This is a genomic window from Nonomuraea antri, assembly GCF_013283785.1.
Classification (GTDB): domain Bacteria; phylum Actinomycetota; class Actinomycetes; order Streptosporangiales; family Streptosporangiaceae; genus Nonomuraea; species Nonomuraea antri.
In genome coordinates this window covers 1-22,452 of sequence record NZ_JABCPZ010000112.1, presented here as the reverse complement: position 1 = coordinate 22,452, position 22,452 = coordinate 1, and the positions used below count along the sequence as shown (strand labels likewise).

The window sequence follows — 22,452 nt, the reverse complement described above, 5'->3', positions numbered from 1 at the left end:
GATCGCTCCGGGCAGCGCGAAGGCGGGCAGCATCCTCCTGTCCTTCCCGGGCGAAAGGCTGTGCGGCAATGGGATTCGCATGGGCTCTTCTCGGTCATGACATAGCGGTCGATCTCGGAACAGCCAACACACTCGTCTATGTTCGCAGGAAGGGCATCGTGCTGAACGAGCCCTCCGTCATCGCGATCAACCTTCACAAGAACACCGTGGTCGCCGTGGGCAAGGCGGCCAAGCGCATGGTGGGCAGGACGCCGCCGCACATCGCCACGATCCGCCCGCTCAAGGACGGCGTGATCGCGGACCTCGACGCGGCCGAGCGCATGTTACGCATGTTCATCCAGAAGGCGCACCCCAGCAGGTTCCTCGCCAAGCCCCGCATCGTGGTGGCGGTGCCGAGCGGGACCACCTCCATCGAGCAGCGGGCCGTCAAGGAGGCCGCCTACGAGGCGGGCGCGCGGCGGGTGCACATCATCGAGGAGCCGATGGCCGCGGCGATCGGCGCCGGGCTGAAGGTCGGCGAGGCCACCGGCAACATGGTGGTCGACATCGGCGGCGGCACCACGGAGGTGGCCATCGTCTCGATGAGCGGCGTCGTGGTGGCCAAGTCGCTGCGGGTCGGCGGCGACGAGCTGGACGAGGCCATCGTCACGTACATCAAGAAGGAACACGCGCTGCTGCTCGGCGAACGCACCGCCGAGCGGCTGAAGATCGACCTCGGCATGGTCAAGCCCGCGCCGGTGACCGCGCGCGACTCCGACGCCGAGCCGAAGGGACGCCACCGGGTCGGCGTCGAGATCATCGGCCCCGGCCACGACGAGCCGGACGGCGAGCCGGAGCCGCCGCCCGTCCCCGCGCCGCGCAGCTGGAACCCGTTCAGGTCCAGGCAGAAGCAGGAGAGCGTGCCGGAGAACGGCGCGCCGCGCCCGCTCGACCCGAAGGCGTGCGCGCCGGTGCGCGGCCGGGACCTGGTCACCGGCCTGCCCAAGACGGCCACCATCACCTCCGACCAGATCAGCGAGGCCATCGAGGACGAGGTCCAGTCGATCATCGACGCGGTGCAGACCACGCTCGACCAGTGCCCGGCCGAGCTGGCCGGTGACCTGCTCGACAACGGCATCGTGCTGACCGGCGGCGGGGCGCTGTTACGGGGCCTGGCCGACCGGATGGGCGACGCCACGGGCATGCCGATCCGGGTGGTCGACAAGCCGCTGTACTCGGTCGCGCTCGGCGCCGGCCGGTGCGTGGAACGTTTCCAGGCGATGCGGGACGTCCTGCTGCCTGATTGGTCACGCAGGTGAGCAGGCCGTTACGGGTCGCGGTCGTGATCGTCCTGGCCGCCGCGGCCGTCCTCGTCGTGCTCGACCGCACCGTGGTGCCGCTGGCGCCGCTGCGCGCGGCCGGGTCCGCCGTGTACGGGACCGCGCAGAACGTCGTCGGCCTGGTCACCAGGTCGTTCGGCGGCCAGGACCGCATCGCGGCGCTGGAGCAGGAGAACGCCAGGCTCAGGGCCGACCTGCAGGCGTCGGGCTTCAAGGCCGAGTCGAGCGTGCAGCTCGGCCGGCTGAACGTCTCGGTGCCCGCGCGCAAGGGCGTGGCCGCGCACGTGGTCGGCTACGGCAGGCAGAGCGTCACGCTCGACGCCGGCGCCGCCGACGGGCTGGTGCGCGACGTGACCGTGCTGAACGCCGACGGCCTGGTGGGCAAGGTGAGCTGGGCCGGACCGGCGACCTCGTCGGTGTCGCTGATCACCGACGCGTCGTCCTCCGTCGGCGCCCGCATGGTCGGCTCGGGCGAGCTGGGGCTGGTGACCGGGCTGCCCGGCGAGGGCAAGCTGCGGCTCAGCCTGTTCGACCCGAACGCCGAGCTGAAGGCGGGCGACCAGGTGGTCACGCTGGGCTCGGCCGGGCAGCGGCCCTACGTGCCCGGGGTGCCGATCGGCACGGTCGAGTCGGTGGTGCGCGCGCCTGGCGCGGCCACCCGCATCGCGCTGGTGCGGCCGGCCGCCCGGCTGTCGGCGCTCGACCTGGTGTCCGTGATCGTGCCGGCCTCCAAGGGGTGAGCTGACATGGGACTGATCCTGGTCCTGGTCGCGGCGCCGCTGGTCCAGGTCATGCTGATCAACCGGCTGCCGTGGGGCGGCCCCGACCTGGTGGCGCTGGCCGTGGTGTGGATGGCGCTGGCCAGGGGGCCGATGTGGGGGTCCGTGGCGGGGCTGCTGGCCGGGCTGGCCGCCGACGTCACGCCGCCGGCCGACCACACGATCGGGCGTACCGCGCTGGTGCTGGCGTTCACCGGGTTCATGGCGGGCCGCTGGCAGGAGGGCCGGCTGGTACTGGTGGCGCCGCTGAGCACGGCGCTGGCCACGCTGGGGCAGGCGGCCGCCACGGTCGCGCTCGGCGACGAGAGCTGGCTGACCGTCGTGCCCGAGCTGCCCAGGTCGGTCGGCTGGACGGTGGCCGCGGGCTCGCTGCTGACGGCCGTGGTGATCGGGCTGCGGCGGCGCAGGCAGGAGCGCAAGGGCCGCGAGCAGGGCGAGTCGCGCCCGGTCGCGCTGCGGCAGGTGCGCCGTGTCTAGGCCGGGCGCCGGGGGCGCGATGTCGCGTGGCCGGCTGTTCGTGCTGCGGCTGCTGGTCGTGGCGCTGCTGCTCACGCTGTGCGGGCGGCTGTGGTTCCTGCAGGTGGTCAGCGGCGCGCAGTACGTGCGGGCGGCGGCCGACGTCCGCATCAGGACGGTGTCGCTGCCGCCCACGCGCGGCCAGATCCTCGACGCCGCGGGACGGCCGCTGGTGACCAACAAGACCAGGCCGGTGGTCTCGGTGGACGCCATCGCCCTGCAACACCAGCCGGACGGCGGCAAGGCGGTGCTGGTCAGGCTCAGCAAGGTGTTGCGGCAGCCGTACCAGCAGATCGCGGAGAAGGTGCGGCTGTGCGGGCCGCGGGTGCCGCAGCCGTGCTGGCAGGGCTCGCCGTACGAGCCGATCCCGGTGGCGCAGGACGTGCCGGTGCCGACGGCGCTGCAGATCAGCGAGCGGCAGCAGGACTTCCCCGGCGTGCGCACCGAACTGCTGCCGGTACGCGTCTACCCGCTGGGCACCTCCGCCGCGCACACGCTCGGGTACGTGCAGGGCGCCAAGGGCCGCGACGGGCTCGAAGCCCGCTACGACGGCGACCTGGCGGGCGAGCCGGGCAAGCGCCAAGTGGCCGTGGACAACACGGGTCAGGTCACCCGGCTCATCCGCCAGGACGAGCCCGTCACCGGCGACAACCTCGTGACCAGCATCGACGCGCGGATCCAGGGCATCGCCGAGCAGGCGCTGTCCGGCGCGCTGGCGGCCAGCGGGGGCACCTCGGGGGCGGTGGTGGTGATGCGGTCCGACACCGGGCGGGTGGTGGCGCTGGCCGGCCATCCCTCCTACGACCCTGCGGTCTGGACGGACGGCGTCTCGTCCAAGGAGTACAAGGCGCTGCCGCTGCTCTCGCAGCCCGTGCAGGGTGAGTGGGCGCCGGGCTCCACCTGGAAGGTCGCCTCGACGGCGGCCGCCGCGGCGGCCGGCTACGGCCTGGGCGCCACCTACGACTGCCCGTCCGGGTACGTCGTCGGCAACCGGCTGTTCAGGAACTTCGCCTCGGCCGACCTGGGCCGGCTGACCATGCACGGCGCGCTGGTCAAGTCGTGCGACACGATCTACTACCGGCTGGCCGACGAGCTCTGGCAGCGCAGGTCGGACATCATGCAGAAGACCGCCCGCGGCTTCGGCTTCGGCGAGCCGACCGGCGTCGACCTGCCGGGCGAGGCGGCCGGCGCGGTGCCCGACGCGGCCCAGAAGAAGGCCGTCTGGCAGGCGACGCGGAAGGAGAGCTGCCGCCGGGCCACGACCGGCTACCCGGAGATGAAGGACCAGGGCCGGGCCGCGTACCTGACCGCGATCGCCAGGGAGAACTGCCGCGGCGGCGGCGTCTGGCGCGGCGGCGACGCGGCGAACTTCGCCATCGGCCAGGGCGGCGTGCTGGTCACGCCGCTGCAGCTGGCCCGGGCGTACGCGGCGATCGCGAACGGCGGCACCCTGTTCCACCCGCGCATCGGGCACAAGGTGGTCAGCCCGGACGGCAGGACGCTCAAGACGATCACCCCGCCGGTCGCCGGGAAGCTGCCCGCCTCGGCAGAGACCCTGCGGTTCATGCGCGCGGCGCTGGCCGGGGTGCCCAGGTCGGGCACGGCGGAGGAGGCGTTCGAGAAGTTCCCGTTCGACAAGATCGCGGTGGCCGGCAAGACCGGGACCGCGGAGTCGTTCGGGCACCGTGACACCTCGTGGTTCGCCTCGTTCGCGCCCGACCCGGCGTACACGGTCGTGGTGGTGCTGTCCGAGGGCGGCCGGGGCGGCGAGGTGGCCGCGCCGGCGGCGCGCGTGGTCTGGGAGGGCATACTCGGCCTGCGGGAGCGGCGATGAGCACGATGACAGGCAGGCGGCCGCTCGTCTGGGCGCCGACGCTGGCGCCGCCCGACCGGCTGCTGACGCTGTTCGCGTTCGGGCTGTCGGTGGTGGGGCTGCTGCTGGTGTGGTCGGCCACCCGCATGGGCGGCGACTACTCGCTGCTGATCAGGCAGGCCGTGGCCATCGGGCTCGGGCTGGTGATCATGTGGCTGGTCTCCCGGGTGGACCTGCGGGTGGTGCGGGCGTACGTGCCGGTGGCGTACGTGCTGGCGGTGCTCTCGCTGGCGGCGGCGCTCAGCCCGCTGGGGGTGCGGGTGAACGGCGCGCACTCGTGGATCGTGCTGGCGCCCGGCGTGCAGTTCCAGCCGTCGGAGTTCGCCAAGCTGGCGCTGGCGCTGGCGTTCGCGGTGCCGCTCGGCGAGCTGCGCGACGGCCAGGACCGGCCCGGGTTCGGCGGGGTGGTGCTGGCGCTGCTGCTGGCCGCGGTGCCGATCGGGCTCATCGGGCTGCAACCCGACCTCGGGACGATGCTGGTGTTCGCGGCCATGGTGGCCGGGGCGCTGCTGGTGTCGGGCGCGCCCAAGCGGTGGCTGCTGGTGCTCGCCGTGGGCGCGGTCGGGGCGGGGGCTGCGGCGTGGAAGTTCGGGCTGGTCAAGCCGTACCAGATCGAGCGGCTGCTGGTGCTGGCCAACCCCGGCGCCGACCCCGGCGGCGTCGGCTACAACGCGGCGCAGGCCCGCATCGCGATCGGCTCCGGCGGCCTGTACGGCAAGGGCCTGTTCAACGGCGAGCAGACCGCCGGGCATTTCGTGCCGGAGCAGCACACGGACTTCATCTTCACCGTCGCGGGCGAGGAACTGGGCTTCGCCGGGGCGGCCGCCATCGTGCTGGCGATCTGCGTGCTGCTGTGGCGCGGGCTGTCGATCGCCAGGCACGCCAGCACGCCGTACGGGACGGTGCTGGCCGGGGCCGTGGTGTCGTGGATCGGGTTCCAGACGTTCGTGAACGTCGGCATGACCGTGGGCCTGCTGCCCATCGTGGGGGTGCCGCTGCCGTTCGTGTCGTACGGCGGGTCGGCGACGGTGGCCGGGCTGATCGCGGTCGGGCTGCTGCAGGCCGTGCACCGGACCACCAGGTTCGAGGTGTAGCCGGGCCGGGAAATGAGTTGTCCGGCGGGCGTCGTCTTCGGCACCCTGATCGGCATGGACGTCCCATACCGCCAGATCCGCGCCCACCACACCGATACGTCGATCACCGTCTACCAGGCCTACGACCCCGCCATCGCGGCCCCGGCCGTGGCGGCGCAGCGGTTCACGGGCCCGTTCAAGCGGGAGCGGATGACCTGGATCAAGCCGTCGTTCCTGTGGATGATGTACCGCTGCGGCTACGCCACCAAGCCGGGCCAGGCGCGGGTGCTGGCCATCGAGATCACCCGCGAGGGGTTCGAGTGGGCTTTGCGGCACGCCTGTCTCAGCCACGACGACCGCTCACCCGGCTGGGCGGAGCGGCTCAAGTCGAGCCCGGTACGCATCCAGTGGGACCCGGAACGCGACCCGCATCACAACGCGCTGCCGTACCGGTCGATCCAGGTGGGCCTGTCGGGCCCGGCCGTGGCCCACTACGTGGACGACTGGACGGTCTCGATCACCGACATCACGGACCGGGTACGCGAGGTGCACGCGGCGGTGCGCGGCCGCGCGGACCTGACCGGCCTGCTGCCGGTGGAACGCCCGTACCCGATCCCTGCGGACGTCGCGACAGTGATCGGCGCCAGCCCGGCGGACTGACCGTGCGGACTTGCCGGCCCCGGGCGCGCGGCCGGCTGCGCCCGCGATGTCGCGGCGGCGGTCCCTGTCCCCCGACAATGTCTGCCATGGACTGGTTGCCCCTCGTCTCGACCGTCGCCGGTGCGGTCATCGCCCTGGGCGGAACGATGCTCGCCGACACCCTCCGACGCCGCGACGAACGCGGACGGGGCCTGCGCACGGACCGGCGGCAGAGCTACCTCGACTACGTCCTGGCCCTGGACACCGCGCACGGCCTGCTCAGAGGCGTCGCCGCGCGCGGCGGCGAGCCGGCGGAGCTCAGGCGGGCGGCCGGCGAGACGATCGGCCAGGCCAACCTGTACAAGACCAGGGAGAACCACCTGGTCACCGCCGCGCCCGAGGTGGCGCAGGCGGGCGAGGTCGCCTTCAGGAAGCTCATCGCGATCCGCGACGTGGTCAGGTCCGGGGCCGAGCCGGGCACCAAGGAGTTCCACGGCGCCTACCACGACTTCGCCGAGGCGCTGTGGCGGCTGCGCATGTCGGTCCGGGTGGACCTCGGTTCCCGCGCCCTCAAGCCCGGCGAACTGCAGCAGGCCTCGTGGTCGGAACGGGAGTCCTGCGACCTGTGCGATCCCGCCGTCTCGTGACTTCTGCCGCCTGAGAGGTTTGCCGGATTCACTCGCGGGCGGCACCCCGACCGGGAATGCTGGTGACCGCAGGCGGTGGCATTCGTGGCGAGGAGCGCGTGGTGGCCCTGGGCAGGATCCATTTTCTCGTGGTGGCGACGGAATGGAACTCGGCTCATGGCGGTCTGAGCACCTTCAACCGGCAGCTGTGCACGCATCTGGCGGCCGCGGGCGTCCGGGTCTCCTGCCTGGTCGCGACGGCGTCGGAGGCCGAACGCCACGACGCGGCGGCGAAGGGCGTGCGGCTGGTGGCGGCGGCCAGGACGGGCGGCTCACCCGATCTCTCCCGTAAGCCCGATCTCGGCGATTCCGGCGACCCCGACGTGATCGTCGGCCACGCGCGGGTCACCGGGCCCGCCGCCCAGCGGCTGGCCGACGACTTCCCCGCGGCCAAGCGGCTGCACTTCGTGCACATGATCCCGGACGAGATCGAGTGGCACAAACTCCGCCAGGGCCAGGACATCGGCCGGCTCGCCGAGGAACGGCAGCAGATCGAGCTGGACCTGAGCCAGGACGCCGACTACGCGGTGGCGGTCGGGCCGCGGATCCACGCCTGGTTCCTGCGCGACCTGGAGGCACGCGGCGTCGACCCGCGCCGGGTGCTGCGGTTCGACCCCGGCTTCGACGCCCCGCCCGCGGGCCCTCGCCCGGCGCCGTCCGGCTCGCCGTGGACGGTGCTGCTCTTCGGCCGGGCCGAGGACGACCGGCTGAAGGGGCTCGACCTGGCCGCGCTGGGCTTCTCGGCGGTGGCCACGCGCCGTCACGCCCATCTGCCGCGGATCGAGCTGCTCATCCGCGGCGCCCAGGAGGGCACGTCGCGGGAGCTGGAGCGGCAGATGGTCGAGTGGGCGAAGGACCGGACGCTGAACGTCCGGGTGAAGCCGTACGCCGGCTCGGACCGGCTGGCCACCGATCTGCGCGCGGCCAGCCTGGTGCTGATGCCGTCGCGGGCCGAGGGGTTCGGGCTGGTCGGGGTCGAGGCGATCGTCGCGCGCACCCCCGTGCTGGTGAGCGGGGAGAGCGGGCTCGGCGACCTCCTGCGCGAGGTCCTGCCGCCCGAGCAGGCCGCGCGCAACGTGGTGGAGACGACCGGCGACGACGTCGCGACCGCCGACACGTGGAGCCGGGCGATCGAGGCGATGCTGCGCGACCGTGACGGGGCGTTCGCCTGGGCGGGAGAGCTGCAGCGCGTCCTGGCCGACGAACGGACCTGGGCCGGTTCCGTGGCCAAGCTCCTGACCGACATCGGAGCGGCCGGCGAACCTGGCCCGCGCGAGACCGGGGAACCCGTGGCGGCTGCCGGATCTGCCGATGTCACCCGGCTCACCTGGGGGTTCACCGGCCGCGAAGACCTGCTGGAGCGGGTGGGCCTGGCGCTGTCGGCCGTCCCACCGACCCCGGTGGTCCTGCACGGGCCGGGCGGCGTGGGCAAGTCGTGGGTGTCACTCGAGTACGCCTACCGCGCCCGCGCCGACTACGACCTGGTGGAAGTGGTGAACGCGGAGAACCCCGAGCTCATCGCCGGCCAGCTGGCCGAGATCGGCGCCAGGCTGGGCATCGCCACCGCGATGCAGGACGTGGTGAACGCGGCCAGGGCCACGGTGGCGGCGCTGCGGGAGCGGGGGCGCTGGCTGCTCGTGTTCGACAACGCCGAGCAGGCCGACGACCTGACGCCGTGGCTGCCGGGCGGGGCCGGGCACGTCCTGGTGACGTCCAGGGCCGGGCGCTGGCGGAACGTCGCCCGGCCCATCCCGATGGAGGAGTTCACCCGGCCGGAGTCCGTCGCGCTGCTCACGAACGCGGTGGGCGGCCTCACCGACGCCGAGGCCGACCGGCTGGCCGAGACGCTGGGAGACCTGCCGCTGGCGCTGGCGCAGGTGGCCGGGGTGCTCGACGACGGGCTGCCCGCGGCGGAGTTCCAGCGCATGATCGACGCGCAGGCGGCGCACATCCTGGACCAGGGGGTCTCGCCCGACTACGGGAACTCGCTGGCCGCGGTCACCCAGATCGCCGCCGACCGGCTGGCCGGCATCAGCCCGGTCGCGGCGCACCTGCTTTCGCTGTGCAGCTACCTGGCGCCGGAACCCATCGTGGCCACCTGGCTCACCCAGGCTGCCACCGGCGCGGCCGACCTGCCGGCAGACGGGCTGGCGGCGAGCCAGGCCTTCGCCCTCATCAGGGACAGGGGGCTGGGGCGGGTCGACGTCAACGGGTTACGGCTGCACCGGCTCACACAGGCGATCCTGCGCGACCGTACGAGGGAGCGGGAGGGAACGTTCCGCGAACTGGCCGCGTCGCTCCTCACCGCCGCCGCCCCCGAGGACACGGACTCCCCCGTGCACTGGCCGGATTGGGCCCACCTCGTCCCCCATCTCCTGATCACGATTCCGCACGCCACGACGCACGAAGAGCTGCGGCATACGGCGTGCCGGCTGGCCAGATACCTCATCGTCAGCGGCCAGGTAGAGACCGCCGTCACCCTGACCGATCAACTCCATCGGGACTGGGAGACGCGGCTGGGCGTCGACCATCTCGACACCCTCACCGCCGCGCAGCACCGCGCGCACGCCTACCGCGATCACGGCGACTTCACCACGTCCTACGCCATCGGCCTGGACACCTACAACCGCCGCAGCCGGATCCTGGGCGAAGAGCATCCGGACACTCTCATGTCCGCCAACAACCTGGCCGCCAACCTCGGCGCGCTGGGACGGGACGAAGAAGCACTGCTGCTGAACCAGGAGGTGTACGAACGGTGCCAGTGGATCCTGGGAGAGGATCATTTCGACACCCTCCTGTCGGCCAACAATCTCGCCGACAACCTGTACGCGCGCGGCAGGTACAAGGAAGCACTGCCACTCGCCGAGGAAGTTCACGAACGGGCGTGCAGACTCCTGAGTGAAGATCACCCTGACGCGCTCGTCTCCGCCAGTATCCGGGCCAGCGTGCTGAACGGCCTCGGCAGATACGAGGAGGCCACCGAGCTGGATCGGCGGGCCCATGCACAGCGGCGGCGCGTCCTGGGCGAAGACCACCCCAAAACCCTCGACTCCGCCCGCAACCTCGCCTGCAACCTGCACCCGCTCGGCAGGCACAAGGAAGCCCTGGCCCTGGCCCAGCAGGCCTACGATCGGCGCCGACGAACCGTGGGCGAAGACCACCCCGATACGCTCGCCACCGCGGGCATTCTGGCCACCGTCCTGCACGCGCTCGGCCGGCGCAAGGAAGCCCTGTCACTCGCCAGGAAGACCCATGAAGGCACCCGCCTGCTCCTGGGCGAAGGCCATCCCCTCACGCTGACCTCCGCCAGCAGCCTCTCCTCCATCCTGCACTCGCTGGGACGGCATCAAGAGGCTCTGGACCTGAACCAGCACGCCTGCGAGGGGCGCGGCCGGATCCTCGGAGAGGACCATCCGAGTACCCTGAACTCCGCCCACAACCAGGTCGGCATCCTGCTCGCGCTCGGCCGGCGCAGAGAGGCGCTGGACCTGGCCCGGGATGTGTACGAGCGGCGCCGCCGGGTCCTCGGGGAAGATCATCCTCAAACGCACGCCTCCGCCCGCAACCTCGCCACCGTTTACCAGGCGATGGGGAACACCGCGGCCGCGTTGCGCATCAAGAGCAGACTGCCCAAGAAGCGACGCAAGTAGCCGAGCACCCTCAGAGTGCGCAGCGGGTGGCGTCCGAGGCGTAAGCCAGCAGAAGATCCCGGGCCGCTGCCGCGTCCAGGGGTGGGGCGGCGGCCAGTAGGTGCAGGCCGAGCCCGTCCTCCAGGGCCACCAGGTTCCGCGCGATCACCGCCGCCTCCCGCGTCAGCGTGAACATCCCGGCCGCCGCGCCCTCGTCCAGGATGCCCGCGTACAGCGTGACCTGCCGTTCGAACAGTCGCACGTGCTGGGCCGCGTAATCCGGGTCCCGCCGCGCGTACGCCCCCAGCTCGTACAGCAGCACGCACAGCTCGTCGTCGGGCCCGGTGGGCAGGCCGCTGTCGATGGTGGTGATGAGCCGCAGGCGCGGGTCGGGTTCGCGGGCGGCGGCGGCCTCGCGGGCGGCGCAGAAGCGGTCCACGGCCTGGCGCTGCACCTCCTGCAGCAGGTCGGCCATCGAGGGGAAGTAGTAGAGCACCGAGCCGGCCGACATGCGGGCCCGCTCGGCCACGTCGCGCAGCCGCAGGCCGAGTATGCCGCGTTCGAGCACCGCCCGGCGGGCGGCGGTGACGAGCTCGGCCCGCTTCTCGTGCGCACGGCTGGGTCTCGCCATAGCGGCGATTCTTTATAACGCGTGCAAAGAACGCAACGGGTTCTTGACGGATGGCTGCCAGAGTTCTTTGATCCTTGTTCAAGGAACTCCCCAAGGAGGCGCCGTGTCCACAACCGCCGCCCACCCACGTCTGCACCGGGGACTGAAGCTCCTCGGCACGCTCTTCCTCACCCTGTCGGCGATCACGCCGGCGTCCTCCGTGTTCATCATCGCCCCGGGAGTGATCTCCCAGGCGGGCAGCGGCGCGGTGCTCAGCTACCTCGCCGCCGCCGTGGTCGGGGTCTTCATGGCCTTCGTCTACGCGGAGCTGGCCTCGGCCTATCCGCTCAGCGGCGGCGAGTACGCGATCGCCGCCCGCACGCTCGGGCGGCTGCCCGGGTTCGTGGTGCTGGGGATCATCCTCATCACCCAGCTCCTGATCATCGCGGTGATCGCGCTCGGCGTCGGCACGTACCTGTCGGTGCTCATCCCCGGCCTGCACGGGCCGACGGTGGCCGCGGTGACCTGCCTGGCCGCGACCGTGGTCGCGGTGTTCGACATCCGGCTGAACGCCTGGGTGACCGGGGTGTTCCTGGCCATCGAGATGATCGCGCTGGTGGTCGTGGCGGCGCTGGGACTGCTCGCGCCGCAGCGTCCCCTCACCGACCTGGTGCTGCACCCGGCGGTCCCGGGCGAGGGCGGCGTGGTCGTCGCGGCCTCGCTGGGGCTGATCGGCGCGGCCACCGCCGTGGCGATCTTCTCCTACAACGGGTACGGCTCCGCGGTCTACTTCGGCGAGGAGACCAAGGACGCGCCCAGGGCCATCGCCAGGACCGTGTTGTGGGCGCTGGGGGTGACCGTGGCCGCCGAGCTGATCCCGATCACCGCGGTGCTGCTCGGCTCACCGTCGCTGCCCGAGCTGTTCGCGTCGGGCAACATGATGCAGTACTTCATCACCGCCCGGGCCGGCTCCACGATGAACACGGTGATCTCGCTGGCCGTGGCGCTGGCGATTCTCAACGCCGTGCTGGCGATCATCCTGATCAGCTCGCGCATGATCTTCAGCACCGGGCGGGACCGGGCCTGGCCGGTGTCCGTCAGCCGCGGGCTGTCCGCCATCCATCCCCGCTACGGCACTCCGTGGGTGGCCACCGCGCTGACCGGCCTGGTCAGCGCGGTCTGCTGCTTCATCGACGAACGGTTCCTGCTGGTGGTGACCGGGACCTCGCTGGTGATCGTGTACGGCGCCCTGTGCGTGGGCGCCGTGGCCGGACGACGTAACGGCACGACGGCGCACGCCGCGTACCGGATGCCGTGGTACCCGGTCGCGCCGGTGCTCGCGCTGCTCGCCCTCGCGTACGTGATCTACCTCAACGCCCTCGACCCGGTGATCGGACGGCCCAGCCTGTACGTCACGGGCGGGATCGGACTGCTGGCGGCGGCGTACTACCTCCTCGTGCTGCGCCGCCGGGGCGGCTGGGAGCTGAGCGAGCCGTGAGAGCCTGAGCAGGTCGTGAAGGTGAGGCGTGATCGGGCAGGACGTGCTACGCGCGTGCCTGCCCGATCCGCGCGTGAAGGCCGTGCGGTGCTCGACGCGGCTCCGTGACCGATGATGGAAAGATCAGGAATATCCGGGAGGGTTCATGCGCTAAGGTGGCTGTCAAACTTTCAATAGTCATGGATGGTGACTAACGATGCAGTTCGGAATCTTCAGCGTTGGTGACGTGACCATGGATCCCACCACGGGCAGGACGCCGACCGAACACGAGCGGATCAAGGCCATGGTGACGATCGCGCTCAAGGCCGAGGAGGTCGGGCTCGACGTGTTCGCCACCGGCGAGCACCACAACCCGCCCTTCGTGCCCTCCTCCCCCACGACCATGCTGGGCTACATAGCCGCCAAGACCGAGCGGCTCGTGCTGTCCACCTCCACGACGCTCATCACGACGAACGACCCGGTGAAGATCGCCGAGGACTTCGCCATGCTGCAGCACCTGGCCGGCGGCCGGGTGGACGTGATGATGGGCCGCGGCAACACCGGCCCGGTCTACCCCTGGTTCGGCCAGGACATCCGGCAGGGCATCCCGCTGGCGGTGGAGAACTACGCGCTGCTGCACCGGCTGTGGCGCGAGGACGTGGTCGACTGGGAAGGCCGCTTCCGCACGCCGTTGCAAGGCTTCACCTCGACGCCGCGCCCGCTCGACGGGGTGCCGCCGTTCGTCTGGCACGGCTCGATCCGCAGCCCCGAGATCGCCGAGCAGGCCGCGTACTACGGTGACGGCTTCTTCGCCAACAACATCTTCTGGCCGAAGGAGCACTTCATGCGGCTGATCAGCCTCTACCGGCAGCGCTACGCCCACTACGGGCACGGCACGCCGGAGCAGGCGATCGTCGGCCTGGGCGGCCAGGTGTTCATGCGCAAGAACTCCCAGGACGCGGTCAAGGAGTTCCGTCCCTACTTCGACAACGCGCCGGTCTACGGGCACGGGCCGTCGCTGGAGGAGTTCACCGCGGAGACGCCGCTGACGGTGGGCAGCCCCGAGCAGGTCATCGAGAAGACGCTCAAGTTCCGCGAGTACTTCGGCGACTACCAGCGCCAGCTGTTCCTCATGGACCACGCCGGCCTGCCGCTGAAGACGGTGCTGGAGCAGCTCGACCTGCTGGGCGAGGAGGTCGTGCCGGTGCTGCGCAAGGAGTTCGCGGCCGGCCGTCCCGCCGAGGTGCCCGACGCGCCCACGCACGCCTCGCTGCTCGCGCGGCGCGCCGAGCAGGAGTCCGCCGAGCAGAAGGCCGCCGGCAGCGAGACCACGACAGAGACCACGACCGAGACCGTCCACGCCTGATCAGCAGGGAAGGAGATTCCGACGATGAAGCTCGTCGTCGTCACCGCGGGCCTGACCCAGCCGTCCGCCACGCGGCTGCTCGCCGACCGCCTCGCCGAGGCGGTCGGGCAGCGGCTGGAGGACCCCGCGGACGTACGCGTGATCGAACTCAGAGACCTGGCCGTGGACGTCGCCAACAACTTCGTGACCGGGTTCGCGGGCGGCAGGCTGCGCGAGGCGATCGAAGCGGTGACGGAGTCCGACGGGCTCATCGCGGTCACGCCGATCTTCAGCGGCTCGTACAGCGGGCTGTTCAAGTCGTTCTTCGACGTCATCGACAACACGGCGCTGGCCGGCAAGCCGACGCTGATCGCCGCGACCGGGGGGACGCCGCGGCACTCGCTGGCGCTGGAGCACGCGGTGCGGCCGCTGTTCTCCTACCTGCGGGCCGTGGTCACGCCGACCGCCGTGTACGCGGCGGCGGAGGACTGGGGTGGCGGCGGCGACGCCTTCACCGACGGCCTGGGCGAGCGCATCAAGCGGGCGGCCGGGGAACTGGCCGACCTGATGACGTCCAGGGGGCCGCGCAAGCAGCAGGTGGAGGAGTTCGTGCCCTTCGAGGAGCAACTGCGGGCGCTGCGCCCGCACGAGTGACCCTCCCCCGCCGACGGCCGATGGCCTGCGGTCAGCGGTCGATGGCCACCACCGAGTACGGCGTGTCGGGCCCAGGCGGGGTGGTGAAGCGGGCGTTGGGCAGGTAGAGCCGGCCCGCGAACTTGGCCACCGTGGTGGGCACGTCGAAGCGGGGGTCGGTGCGCCGGTCCACGACCCGTCCGGACGAACCGTCGCGGCTGAGCTTGACGACGGCGACGGTGTTGAGCCGGTTCTGCACGGCGTAGAGGGTACGGCCGGACAGCAGCAGGCCGTCGCCGTTGGCCAGGGTCTCGCCGCCCAGGTCCACCTCGGTGGTGACGCCGGTGCGCGGGTCGACCTTGAACAGCTTGCCGGTGTTCGACTGGACGATCAGCAGGGACCGGCGGTCCGGGCTCGGGGCGATGCCGTTCGCGTTGATGCCGGTGCCGTACTGGATGGCGCCGGTCAGCGGGATCTTGACGGCCTCGGCCGGCAGCGCGCCGCGGCGGCCGAGTTCGAGCCGGTACAGCACCGGGTTGGTCGAGTCGGTGAAGTAGGCCGAGCGCTTCACCAGGACGACGTCGTTGACGAACGCGGGCCCGGTGGCCAGCGCGTACGTCTTGAGCACGGCCCCGGTGGCCACGTCCACGACCCGGGCGTCGCCCGCGGTGCCGCCGGAGACGAACAGCCGGCCGCGGCGGTCGGTCTTGAGCCCGAGCGACGGCGTGCCCGGGCCCTGACTGATGACGGCGCCCTGGCCGGTACGCAAATCGGCCCGGTAGATCGAGCCGGTGGCCCGCGAGCCGAAGTAGGCGTAGGGACCCGGCCCGGTGGCGATGCCCTCCGGCTGGAAGCCGTTCGGCAACGGGAAGGTGTCCGGGAGGGCGGCGGGCGCGGACTGCGGGGCCTGCTCCGGCGCCGGCTGTGGCGCCTGTTCCGGCGCGGACTGCGGTGGCTCGGTCCGCGTGGGTGCGGCCTGCGCCGGGGCCGCGGCGGCCAGGAGCAGGGCGAAGGCGCCGAGAGCGGCGGCGGTGCGGATCGCGGGTCTCATGCGGCCCACGATCCCCCCGGCCTGGGCCGGAGCAAAGCCTCGAATCGCACTTCACAGCGATTTTGGAGGAATTTCAGTGATACGACTGATTTCCAGATGTTAAATCCCCTTGTGGAGGGTCACGGGGATCATTACCTTTGCCCGAATGCGGAGGCCCCTCCTTCTACTGCTGAGCGCAGCGCTCGCCGTCCCGGCATGCAGCGCGCCGGCGTCCACCACGTCCAGTCAGCCGGTCCGGGCGATCAGCTCGGCGTCGCTGGCCTCACCGCCCAAGGCGGACCCGTACGTCAAGGGTCTGTCGCGGCCCGTCGCCGACCCGCTGTACCCGGCCTACGGCAACCCGTCCATCGACGTGCTCCACTACGGGCTGAAGCTCGGCTGGCAGCCGAGCAGCCGCACGCTGACCGGCCGGGCCGACATCACGCTGCGCGCCACCAAGGCGGTCACCAGCATCAGGCTCGACTTCGGCCGCGCGCTGAAGGTGGACGGTGCGACGGTGGCCGGCAAGCCGGTCAAGGTCACGCGCAAGGGCGACGACCTCACCCTGCACGCCCCGCTCAAGGCCGACGGACGCGCGGTCGTCTCCGTGCGCTACCACGGCGTGCCCAAGGTGACCAACGCCAGGCAGAAGCGCGCGGACATCAACCTGCTCGGTTTCCACATCGAGAGCGGCGGCAGGGCGTGGGCGCTGCAGGAGCCGTTCGGCTCGTTCACCTGGTTCCCGGTCAACGACCACCCGTCGGACGAGGCGCTCTACGACGTGGCGATCACCGTCCCGAACGGCTGGTCGGGCGTGGCGCACGGCACCTACAAGGGCAAGACCACCTCGGGCGGCAAGAGCACGTTCCGCTGGCAGTCGCGTGACCCGGTGGCCAGCTACCTGACCGTGTTCGCGGCCGACAAGTTCCGGCTCTACCGGGACAAGGGCCCGCGCGGGGTGCCGATCACGTACTGGATCAGGCCGGGCGACGTGCCCAAGACGCTCAAGGTGGCCAAGCAGACGCCGGCCATCATGAAGTGGCTGGAGAAGCGGCTCGGCGCGTACCCGTTCCCGACCGCGGGCATCGTGGTGACCAGCGACTCCGGCATGGAGACGCAGCAGATGATCACGCTCGGCCCGCCGTACATGACGCCCGGCGTGGTGGCGCACGAGCTGGCGCACCACTGGTTCGGCGACACGGTCACCCCGCGCACCTGGCGTGACCTGTGGATGAACGAGGGCTTCGCGATGTACTTCGAGCTGCAGTACTACGCCGACCACGGCGGGGGCACGATCGACGAGCTCATGGACAGCATCCGCGGCGAGGAGGCCCAGCTCCGCAAGAAGTTCGGCCCGCCCGGCAAGTACCGCAAGGACTCCTTCGCCGAGAGCAACGTGTACTACGGCCCCGCGCTGATGCTGCACGACATCAGGGAGCGCGTGGGCGACGACAAGTTCTTCGCGATGACCAGGGCCTGGCCGCAGCAGCACCGCAACACCACCCAGGACCGCGCCTCCTTCACCAAGTGGATCAACGACTTCACCGGTGAGGACCTGACGGACCTGATCGACTCCTGGCTGGACGGCAAGACCAGCCCCCGCTGAGAGCCGTACGGCAGACCGGCCGCCGCACGGCAGACCAGCCTACGCACGGCAGACCAGCCCGCGCCGAGACCCGCCGCACGCGTCCACGGCGCGGTAGGTTGAGGCTCAAGCCGAACAACGGGGTTGAATCATGTCAAACGGTTCCCGTCATGTTCTGGGAGCGGTCGCCGGACTGCTCCTGTCACCGCTGGCCGTCGTGGGCTTGCTGTTCGGAGTCGGCGGGGCCGCGACCCCCGAGGGGGCGATCGCGGCCCTGCCCGCCCTCGGGGTGCTCGCCGGCACGGCCGTCGTGCTGGCGTTCCTGGCCGGCTCGCGGATGTCGCCGATCGCGTCGCTGCTGGCCGGCCTGACCTTCGCCGCGTCGTCGCTGATGCCCGCGATGCTGGCGCGCGGCCTGGAGTCGCTGCCCGCGCAGGTGCAGCCCGGCCAGCTGGCGGGCGTGCTGCAGGAGGTGCTGGGCACCGGGCTGCTGTGGCTGGTCGCCGCCGTGCTGCTGGTGGCCTCGCTGTTCCCGTCCAGGTGGCGGGCTTCGGTGCTGACGTACGACGAGGACGAGCCCGAGGCGTACGTCTACCCGCCGCAGGGCGGCCCGGAGGACTCCACCCGGCCGATGTACCGCCAGTGACGACACCCGCTCACCGCCGGCCCGGCCGCGTGCCGTACAGTGCGGCAGGTCTTGAACGGATGGGCGGAGGCAGGCGATGGGTGACGTCCTGGTCGTGCAGAACAGCACGAGCGGCGGTCCCCGCCGGGTCGGCGGGTGGCTGGAGGAGGCCGGGCACAAGCTCGAGGTGATCATGGCGCACGAAGGCGCCCTGGTGCCCGACCGGCTCTGCCACGACGCCCTGATCATGCTCGGCGGCGGCTACCTGCCGAGCGAGGACGACCGCGCCCCCTGGCTGGCCCCCACCAGGCGGCTCATGGCGCAGGCGCTGGCCGACGGGGTGCCGGTGCTGGGCATCTGCCTGGGCGGCCAGATGCTCGCCGAGGTGGCCGGCGGGGCGGTGCAGGGCGACGCGGGCGCGCCCGAGCACGGCAGCACCCCCATCACGATCAGGCCGGAGGCCGCCGCCGATCCGCTCTTCCGCGACCTGCCCGCGGTCGTGCCCGCCATTGAGCACCACAAGGACGCGATCACCCGGCTGCCCGCGGGCGCGGTGTGGCTGGCCGAGACCGAGCGCTGCCCGTACCAGGCGTTCCGGGTGGGCGAGCGGGCGTGGGGGGTGCAGTTCCATCCGGAGGTGCTGCCCGAGCGGGTGCACGAGTGGGAGGTGGACGGCTTCGACCCCGACGAGGTCTACGCGCGCGCCGTCGCCGACGAGCCGGTCTCCACGCCTATCTGGTACGAGGTGACGCGGCGGTTCTCGCAGCTCATCGACGCCCGGAGCAGGCGCGCTCAGGCCTGGTAGGGGTCGGCGCTCTCAGCGCGCGCGTAGGAGCCGACGCTCTCAGTGCGCGTAGGAGTCGAGGCCGAGTTTGACCGCGACCGCGAGCCCGCAGGCGGCGGCCAGGTAGCGCAGGCCGTCGCCGGGCACCCGTCGGGCGATCTTGGGTCCGAGCCAGCCACCGATCAGGAACCCGGCCGCCAGCGGGGCCGTGGCGGCCCAGTCCACCGGGCCGAACAGCGCGAACCCGGCCGCGGCCACCAGGTTCGCCAGCCCGGACAACACGTTCTTCATCGCGTTGAGCCGGGCGGCCGACTGGTCGAACATGGACGTCAGCACGGCGAACATGAGAATGCCGCCGGCCGCGCCGAAATACCCGACGTAGATGGCGACGGTGAACAGCAGGATCCGGCCCAGCACGCCGTGCTCGCCGTGGGCCCGTCCCCTCGGCGGCCGCGCGAGCAGCAACGACGCCATCGCGATCAGCCAGGGCGCGATCAGCTCGAACGTCCTCGACGGGGTCACCAGCAGCAGCGCCGCCCCTGTCGCGCCGCCCAGCGCGGTCACCCAGCCGAGCCTGGCCACCCGCCCGGCCTGCCCGGCCAGCTCGGGACGCGATCCGGCCGCCGCGCCGAGTCCGGTGAAGACGAGCGCGACCGTGTTCGTGACGTTCGCCGTCAGCGGCGGCAGCCCGAACGCCAGCAGCGCGGGATAGGAGATGATCGAGGCCAGGCTCACGACCGTGCTCACCACGCCGGCCGCAACACCCACGCCGAGCAGGCCGAACAGCTCTCCTACGATCACCCGCACATGCTAGGGGCTGCCCGATTTGTCCGCCACGTCGGGTGTGTCGGATGTGTCGGGCGTGTCGGTGTCGGTGCCGGGGCCGTCGGTGAAGCCGGGGATCCAGCGTTCCGCCTCGGCGCGGAAGGGCGCGGTGGCGGCGAGCTGGCTGAGCAGGCCGTAGCCGGCGGTGAGCACGCGGAAGCTCATGACGTACTCGGGCGGCACGTTCAGCGCGCGGAAGATGCTGGTGCCGTCGCCGAACATGTACAGGCCGCGTTCCCGCATCCAGTCCCTGGTGAAGGTGAACTCCGGCACCGAGATCGGCTCGGCGTACGGCCGGACGAACGTGGCCAGCGCGTCCAGGTCCACCTCCACCCCGTCGCGGATCACGCCTTCCTGCCTGAACACCTCGGCCACGCCCGCGATGTCGCCGGCCGCCCCGTGCCTGAGCATGGGGCCGACGGCGGGCGGGTGACCGTCCGGGTACTGTTTGACCGCGCCGAAGTCCAGCACGCCGAGCCGGCCGTCCGGGGTGACGCGGAAGTTGCCCGGGTGCGGGTCTGCGTGCAGCAGGCGGCAGCGGGTGGGCGAGGAGAAGTAGAACCGGACGAGCCGGAGCGCCACCTGGTCACGCAGTTCCTGCGGCCCGTCCTCGATGACCTTGGACAGCGGGGTGCCGTCCAGCCACTCGGTCACGATCACGTGCTCCGACGCCGCCACCACCGGCGGGACCACGATGTCCTGGTCGCCGTCGTACTCGGTGGCGAACGCGTGCCAGGCCCGCGCCTCCCAGCCGTAGTCGAGCTCCTCGGCCACGCGGTCCTGGAGCTCCTGGACGAACGAGCGCACGTCCAGGCCGGGCAGCAGCACCCCGAACAGGCGCACCACCCGGCCGAGCTGCTTCAGGTCGCCGCGCAACGCCTTGGCCGCCCCCGGGTACTGCACCTTGACCGCGACGCGGCGCCCGTCCGCCCAGACGGCCCGGTGCACCTGACCGATCGAGGCGGACGCGGCCGGGTCGTCGTCGAAGTCCGCGAAGTGCGTCCGCCAGTCGTCGCCGAAGTCCTCGGCCAGCACCCGGTGGACCGTGGCGGCCGGCATCGGCGGCGCCGACTCCTGCAGCCTGGTCAGCGCCGCCCGGTACGGCCCGATCACGGCCGGGGGCAGCGCGGACTCCAGCACCGACAGGAGCTGGCCGATCTTCATCGCGCCGCCCTTGAGCTCGCCGAGCACCTTGAAGATCTGCTCGGCGGTCCGGGTCTGCACCTCGTGCGCGATCAGCTCGGCGGGCTTGCCGAACGCCCGCTTGCCCAGGCCGAGCGCGGTACGCCCGGCGTAACCGAGAGGGAGGGAGGCGAGTTTGGCGGTACGGGTCACCGCGGAGCGGGGGAGATCGGCCATGCCGCCATTTTTTGGACTCAATGCCAATAAGGCAACGTGACAGTGGACACACCGTGCGCCTGCGTCAGAGCGTCAGCGTCCCTGACGGCGTGCGCCCCCACTTCGCGACGCGGCTCCAGGCCGCCACGGTGAAGGCGTTGGCGGCCTGTTCCACGTGGCCGTCGCCCGAGTCCGTGTACGTCTCCAGCACGACGGACCCGGAACGCACCACCGTGAGCATGAGCTCCGGATGCCGCAGATGGCTCCACGGGCTGGGCGAGAGGATCATCTTCACCGCGCTGACCTCGGCGCCGGGGATGTGCGGCAGCTCGGTCACGGGGACGATCCGCACGGTGATCTTCTTGCCGCCGTCCCGCACCACGACCCGGTCGCAGCGCGGCGGCACGGATCGCGCGGGCAGCCGGACGGACGGCGGCACGGAGATCAGCGTCTCGCCGTGGAAGGACTTGCCGGTGTCCAGCATGGACAGGGCGGCCGGGCGGCCGGTGAGATGGCCGGTGAACAGCAGGCCGGCGGTGGTGGCGGTTCTGCAGCGGCCGGGCAGCCGCGAGTACGCCCAGTCGGCCTGTCCCGCGATCACCGACCGTCCTTTGCCGGAGCGGACCAGGTGGGCCTTCTTGCCGTTCCACTTGGTGACGAGCGCCTTCTTGAGCTGCGCGGCGGTCGGGCCCCCGAAGCCGACCACCAGAGAGCCGGACGCCACGTGTGCGGCCGGTGTGTGCGCGGCCGACGCGGTCGAGGCGGTCGCAGTCGAAACCAGTGCGGTCGAGACCGGTGCGGTCGAAACCGGTGCGATGGAACCCGGCGCGAGCGGGACGACCAGGGCCGTCGCCGTGCAGGCGGCGAGCATGAATGAACGTCGGATCATGCCGGTCATCGTGTCCGCCGGGGATTGTGCGGGGCGTATACAGCTCCGTATAACGAGGTGTTGTGCGCATCTCGATACTGGGGGCCGTCGAGGTGGCGGGGGTGCGTCTCACCGCGCCCAAACCCGCCGCCCTGCTCGCCGTGCTGGTCGCCGCGGAAGGGGAACCCGTCAAGAACGACCGGCTCGTCGACGCGCTGTGGCGGGGTCAGGCGCCGCGTTCGGCCGTCGACAACCTGCGCGTCTACGTCGCGCAGGTCCGGCGCGCGCTGGGCGGCGAGAGCAGCCTGCTGGCCAGGCACGGCGGCTACGCGCTCCTGCTCGCCCCGGGCGACCTGGACGCCGACGTCTTCGGCGACCACGAACGCACCGCCAGACGGCTGCTGGAGCAGGACGACCTCGCAGGAGCCGAACACGCCGCCCGGCAGGCGCTGGACCTGTGGCGCGGCCCGGTCTTCGACGGCCTCGACCTGCCCGAGTCCGCCCGGGACTACGCGCGGCGGCTGGAGGAACGGCGAACCGCGCTCACCGAGGACTGGATCGACCTGGCACTCGCACTCGGCCTCCACCGCGAACTCGTCGGCGAGCTGCGCGCGCTGGTGACCGCTCATCCGCTGCGCGAACGACTGCACGGCCAGCTCATGCTCGCCCTGCACAGGTCGGGCCGCCGGGGCGAGGCGCTGGCCGCGTTCCAGGAGGCGCGCCGGGTGCTGGTGACGGAGCTGGGGCTGGAGCCGGGCGCCGCCCTCCAGGCCGTCCAGGCGGACATCCTGCGCGACGACCAACCACCACCACTTCCC

Annotated in this window: 20 protein-coding genes; 15 read left to right on the top strand and 5 right to left on the bottom strand. The window is 71.8% G+C overall.

Going from position 1 to position 22,452, the window contains the following annotated elements; all coding sequences use genetic code 11:
- The first annotated feature begins 68 nt into the window (after nt 1–68).
- The 8 genes from mreB (at nt 69) to fxsT (ending at nt 10,535) form a co-directional block, all read left to right on the top strand.
- Nucleotides 69–1,298, top strand: a complete 1,230-nt coding sequence (gene mreB / locus HII36_RS31045) for a rod shape-determining protein (RefSeq protein WP_173526838.1) — start codon at nt 69–71, stop codon at nt 1,296–1,298.
- Nucleotides 1,295–2,059, top strand: coding sequence for a rod shape-determining protein MreC (mreC, locus tag HII36_RS31040; protein WP_173526837.1), 765 nt, complete (start codon nt 1,295–1,297; stop codon nt 2,057–2,059). Before mreB ends, mreC begins: the two co-directional genes overlap by 4 nt.
- A 6-nt stretch (nt 2,060–2,065) precedes the next feature.
- A complete protein-coding gene (locus HII36_RS31035) occupies nt 2,066–2,575 on the top strand; it encodes a rod shape-determining protein MreD (RefSeq protein WP_173526836.1) in 510 nt (169 codons plus the stop codon).
- On the top strand, nt 2,568–4,448 hold the full coding sequence (gene mrdA / locus HII36_RS31030) for a penicillin-binding protein 2 (protein WP_328807965.1): 1,881 nt from the start codon (nt 2,568–2,570) through the stop codon (nt 4,446–4,448). Before HII36_RS31035 ends, mrdA begins: the two co-directional genes overlap by 8 nt.
- Entirely contained in the window at nt 4,445–5,581 is a 1,137-nt protein-coding gene (gene rodA, locus HII36_RS31025) for a rod shape-determining protein RodA (protein WP_173526835.1), read from the top strand. The genes mrdA and rodA overlap by 4 nt, the downstream gene beginning before the upstream one ends.
- A gap of 54 nt (nt 5,582–5,635) precedes the next feature.
- Entirely contained in the window at nt 5,636–6,220 is a 585-nt protein-coding gene (locus HII36_RS31020; RefSeq protein WP_173526834.1) for a DUF4291 domain-containing protein, read from the top strand.
- 86 nt (nt 6,221–6,306) lie between these two features.
- Entirely contained in the window at nt 6,307–6,846 is a 540-nt protein-coding gene (locus HII36_RS31015; protein ID WP_173526833.1) for a hypothetical protein, read from the top strand.
- Nucleotides 6,847–6,908: 62 nt separating this feature from the next.
- On the top strand, nt 6,909–10,535 hold the full coding sequence (gene fxsT, locus HII36_RS31010) for an FxSxx-COOH system tetratricopeptide repeat protein (protein ID WP_173526832.1): 3,627 nt from the start codon (nt 6,909–6,911) through the stop codon (nt 10,533–10,535).
- A gap of 10 nt (nt 10,536–10,545) precedes the next feature.
- Here the strand turns inward: fxsT and HII36_RS31005 are convergent, their stop codons facing one another.
- Complete coding sequence (locus tag HII36_RS31005; RefSeq protein WP_173526831.1) at nt 10,546–11,145, bottom strand: TetR/AcrR family transcriptional regulator; 600 nt, start codon at nt 11,143–11,145, stop codon at nt 10,546–10,548.
- A gap of 103 nt (nt 11,146–11,248) precedes the next feature.
- Between HII36_RS31005 and HII36_RS31000 the strand changes: the two genes are divergently transcribed.
- From HII36_RS31000 to HII36_RS30990, 3 genes are all read left to right on the top strand, one after another.
- The gene (locus HII36_RS31000) at nt 11,249–12,622 is read left to right on the top strand and encodes an APC family permease (protein WP_217370188.1); all 1,374 of its coding nucleotides are present in this window, start codon (nt 11,249–11,251) and stop codon (nt 12,620–12,622) included.
- 196 nt (nt 12,623–12,818) lie between these two features.
- A complete protein-coding gene (locus HII36_RS30995; protein WP_173526829.1) occupies nt 12,819–13,967 on the top strand; it encodes an LLM class flavin-dependent oxidoreductase in 1,149 nt (382 codons plus the stop codon).
- A gap of 24 nt (nt 13,968–13,991) precedes the next feature.
- Complete coding sequence (locus tag HII36_RS30990) at nt 13,992–14,600, top strand: FMN reductase (protein WP_173526828.1); 609 nt, start codon at nt 13,992–13,994, stop codon at nt 14,598–14,600.
- A 31-nt stretch (nt 14,601–14,631) separates the two neighbouring features.
- Here the strand turns inward: HII36_RS30990 and HII36_RS30985 are convergent, their stop codons facing one another.
- Nucleotides 14,632–15,630 (bottom strand): NHL repeat-containing protein, encoded by a 999-nt coding sequence (locus HII36_RS30985; protein ID WP_173526827.1) that lies wholly within the window; start codon nt 15,628–15,630, stop codon nt 14,632–14,634.
- A 145-nt stretch (nt 15,631–15,775) separates the two neighbouring features.
- Between HII36_RS30985 and HII36_RS30980 the strand changes: the two genes are divergently transcribed.
- From HII36_RS30980 to HII36_RS30970, 3 genes are all read left to right on the top strand, one after another.
- Nucleotides 15,776–17,215 (top strand): M1 family metallopeptidase, encoded by a 1,440-nt coding sequence (locus HII36_RS30980; protein WP_173526826.1) that lies wholly within the window; start codon nt 15,776–15,778, stop codon nt 17,213–17,215.
- A gap of 130 nt (nt 17,216–17,345) precedes the next feature.
- Complete coding sequence (locus HII36_RS30975; RefSeq protein WP_173526825.1) at nt 17,346–17,840, top strand: hypothetical protein; 495 nt, start codon at nt 17,346–17,348, stop codon at nt 17,838–17,840.
- Nucleotides 17,841–17,916: 76 nt separating this feature from the next.
- Nucleotides 17,917–18,624: a type 1 glutamine amidotransferase gene (locus HII36_RS30970; RefSeq protein WP_173526824.1), complete on the top strand. Its 708-nt coding sequence runs from the start codon at nt 17,917–17,919 to the stop codon at nt 18,622–18,624.
- A 39-nt stretch (nt 18,625–18,663) separates the two neighbouring features.
- Here HII36_RS30970 and HII36_RS30965 read toward each other — a convergent pair whose 3' ends face one another.
- The 3 genes from HII36_RS30965 to HII36_RS30955 form a co-directional block, all read right to left on the bottom strand.
- Nucleotides 18,664–19,404, bottom strand: a complete 741-nt coding sequence (locus HII36_RS30965) for a sulfite exporter TauE/SafE family protein (RefSeq protein ID WP_328807964.1) — start codon at nt 19,402–19,404, stop codon at nt 18,664–18,666.
- A gap of 9 nt (nt 19,405–19,413) precedes the next feature.
- Entirely contained in the window at nt 19,414–20,787 is a 1,374-nt protein-coding gene (locus tag HII36_RS30960; protein ID WP_173526823.1) for an ABC1 kinase family protein, read from the bottom strand.
- A gap of 64 nt (nt 20,788–20,851) precedes the next feature.
- Nucleotides 20,852–21,655, bottom strand: coding sequence for a hypothetical protein (locus HII36_RS30955; protein WP_173526822.1), 804 nt, complete (start codon nt 21,653–21,655; stop codon nt 20,852–20,854).
- 62 nt (nt 21,656–21,717) lie between these two features.
- Here HII36_RS30955 and HII36_RS30950 point away from each other — a divergent pair.
- The coding region (locus HII36_RS30950; protein ID WP_173526821.1) for an AfsR/SARP family transcriptional regulator at nt 21,718–22,452 on the top strand (735 nt) is incomplete at its 3' end.

Coding starts and splice junctions, on each gene's coding strand:
- HII36_RS30985 (WP_173526827.1), bottom strand. CDS start 15,630: ATGAGACCCGCGATCCGCACCGCCGCCGCTCTCGGCGCCTTCGCCCTG.
- HII36_RS30960 (WP_173526823.1), bottom strand. CDS start 20,787: ATGGCCGATCTCCCCCGCTCCGCGGTGACCCGTACCGCCAAACTCGCC.
- HII36_RS30975 (WP_173526825.1), top strand. CDS start 17,346: ATGTCAAACGGTTCCCGTCATGTTCTGGGAGCGGTCGCCGGACTGCTC.
- HII36_RS30995 (WP_173526829.1), top strand. CDS start 12,819: ATGCAGTTCGGAATCTTCAGCGTTGGTGACGTGACCATGGATCCCACC.
- HII36_RS30955 (WP_173526822.1), bottom strand. CDS start 21,655: ATGATCCGACGTTCATTCATGCTCGCCGCCTGCACGGCGACGGCCCTG.
- HII36_RS31035 (WP_173526836.1), top strand. CDS start 2,066: ATGGGACTGATCCTGGTCCTGGTCGCGGCGCCGCTGGTCCAGGTCATG.
- HII36_RS30990 (WP_173526828.1), top strand. CDS start 13,992: ATGAAGCTCGTCGTCGTCACCGCGGGCCTGACCCAGCCGTCCGCCACG.
- mreB (WP_173526838.1), top strand. CDS start 69: ATGGGATTCGCATGGGCTCTTCTCGGTCATGACATAGCGGTCGATCTC.
- HII36_RS31005 (WP_173526831.1), bottom strand. CDS start 11,145: ATGGCGAGACCCAGCCGTGCGCACGAGAAGCGGGCCGAGCTCGTCACC.
- HII36_RS30980 (WP_173526826.1), top strand. CDS start 15,776: ATGCGGAGGCCCCTCCTTCTACTGCTGAGCGCAGCGCTCGCCGTCCCG.
- HII36_RS31015 (WP_173526833.1), top strand. CDS start 6,307: ATGGACTGGTTGCCCCTCGTCTCGACCGTCGCCGGTGCGGTCATCGCC.
- HII36_RS30970 (WP_173526824.1), top strand. CDS start 17,917: ATGGGTGACGTCCTGGTCGTGCAGAACAGCACGAGCGGCGGTCCCCGC.
- rodA (WP_173526835.1), top strand. CDS start 4,445: ATGAGCACGATGACAGGCAGGCGGCCGCTCGTCTGGGCGCCGACGCTG.
- HII36_RS31020 (WP_173526834.1), top strand. CDS start 5,636: ATGGACGTCCCATACCGCCAGATCCGCGCCCACCACACCGATACGTCG.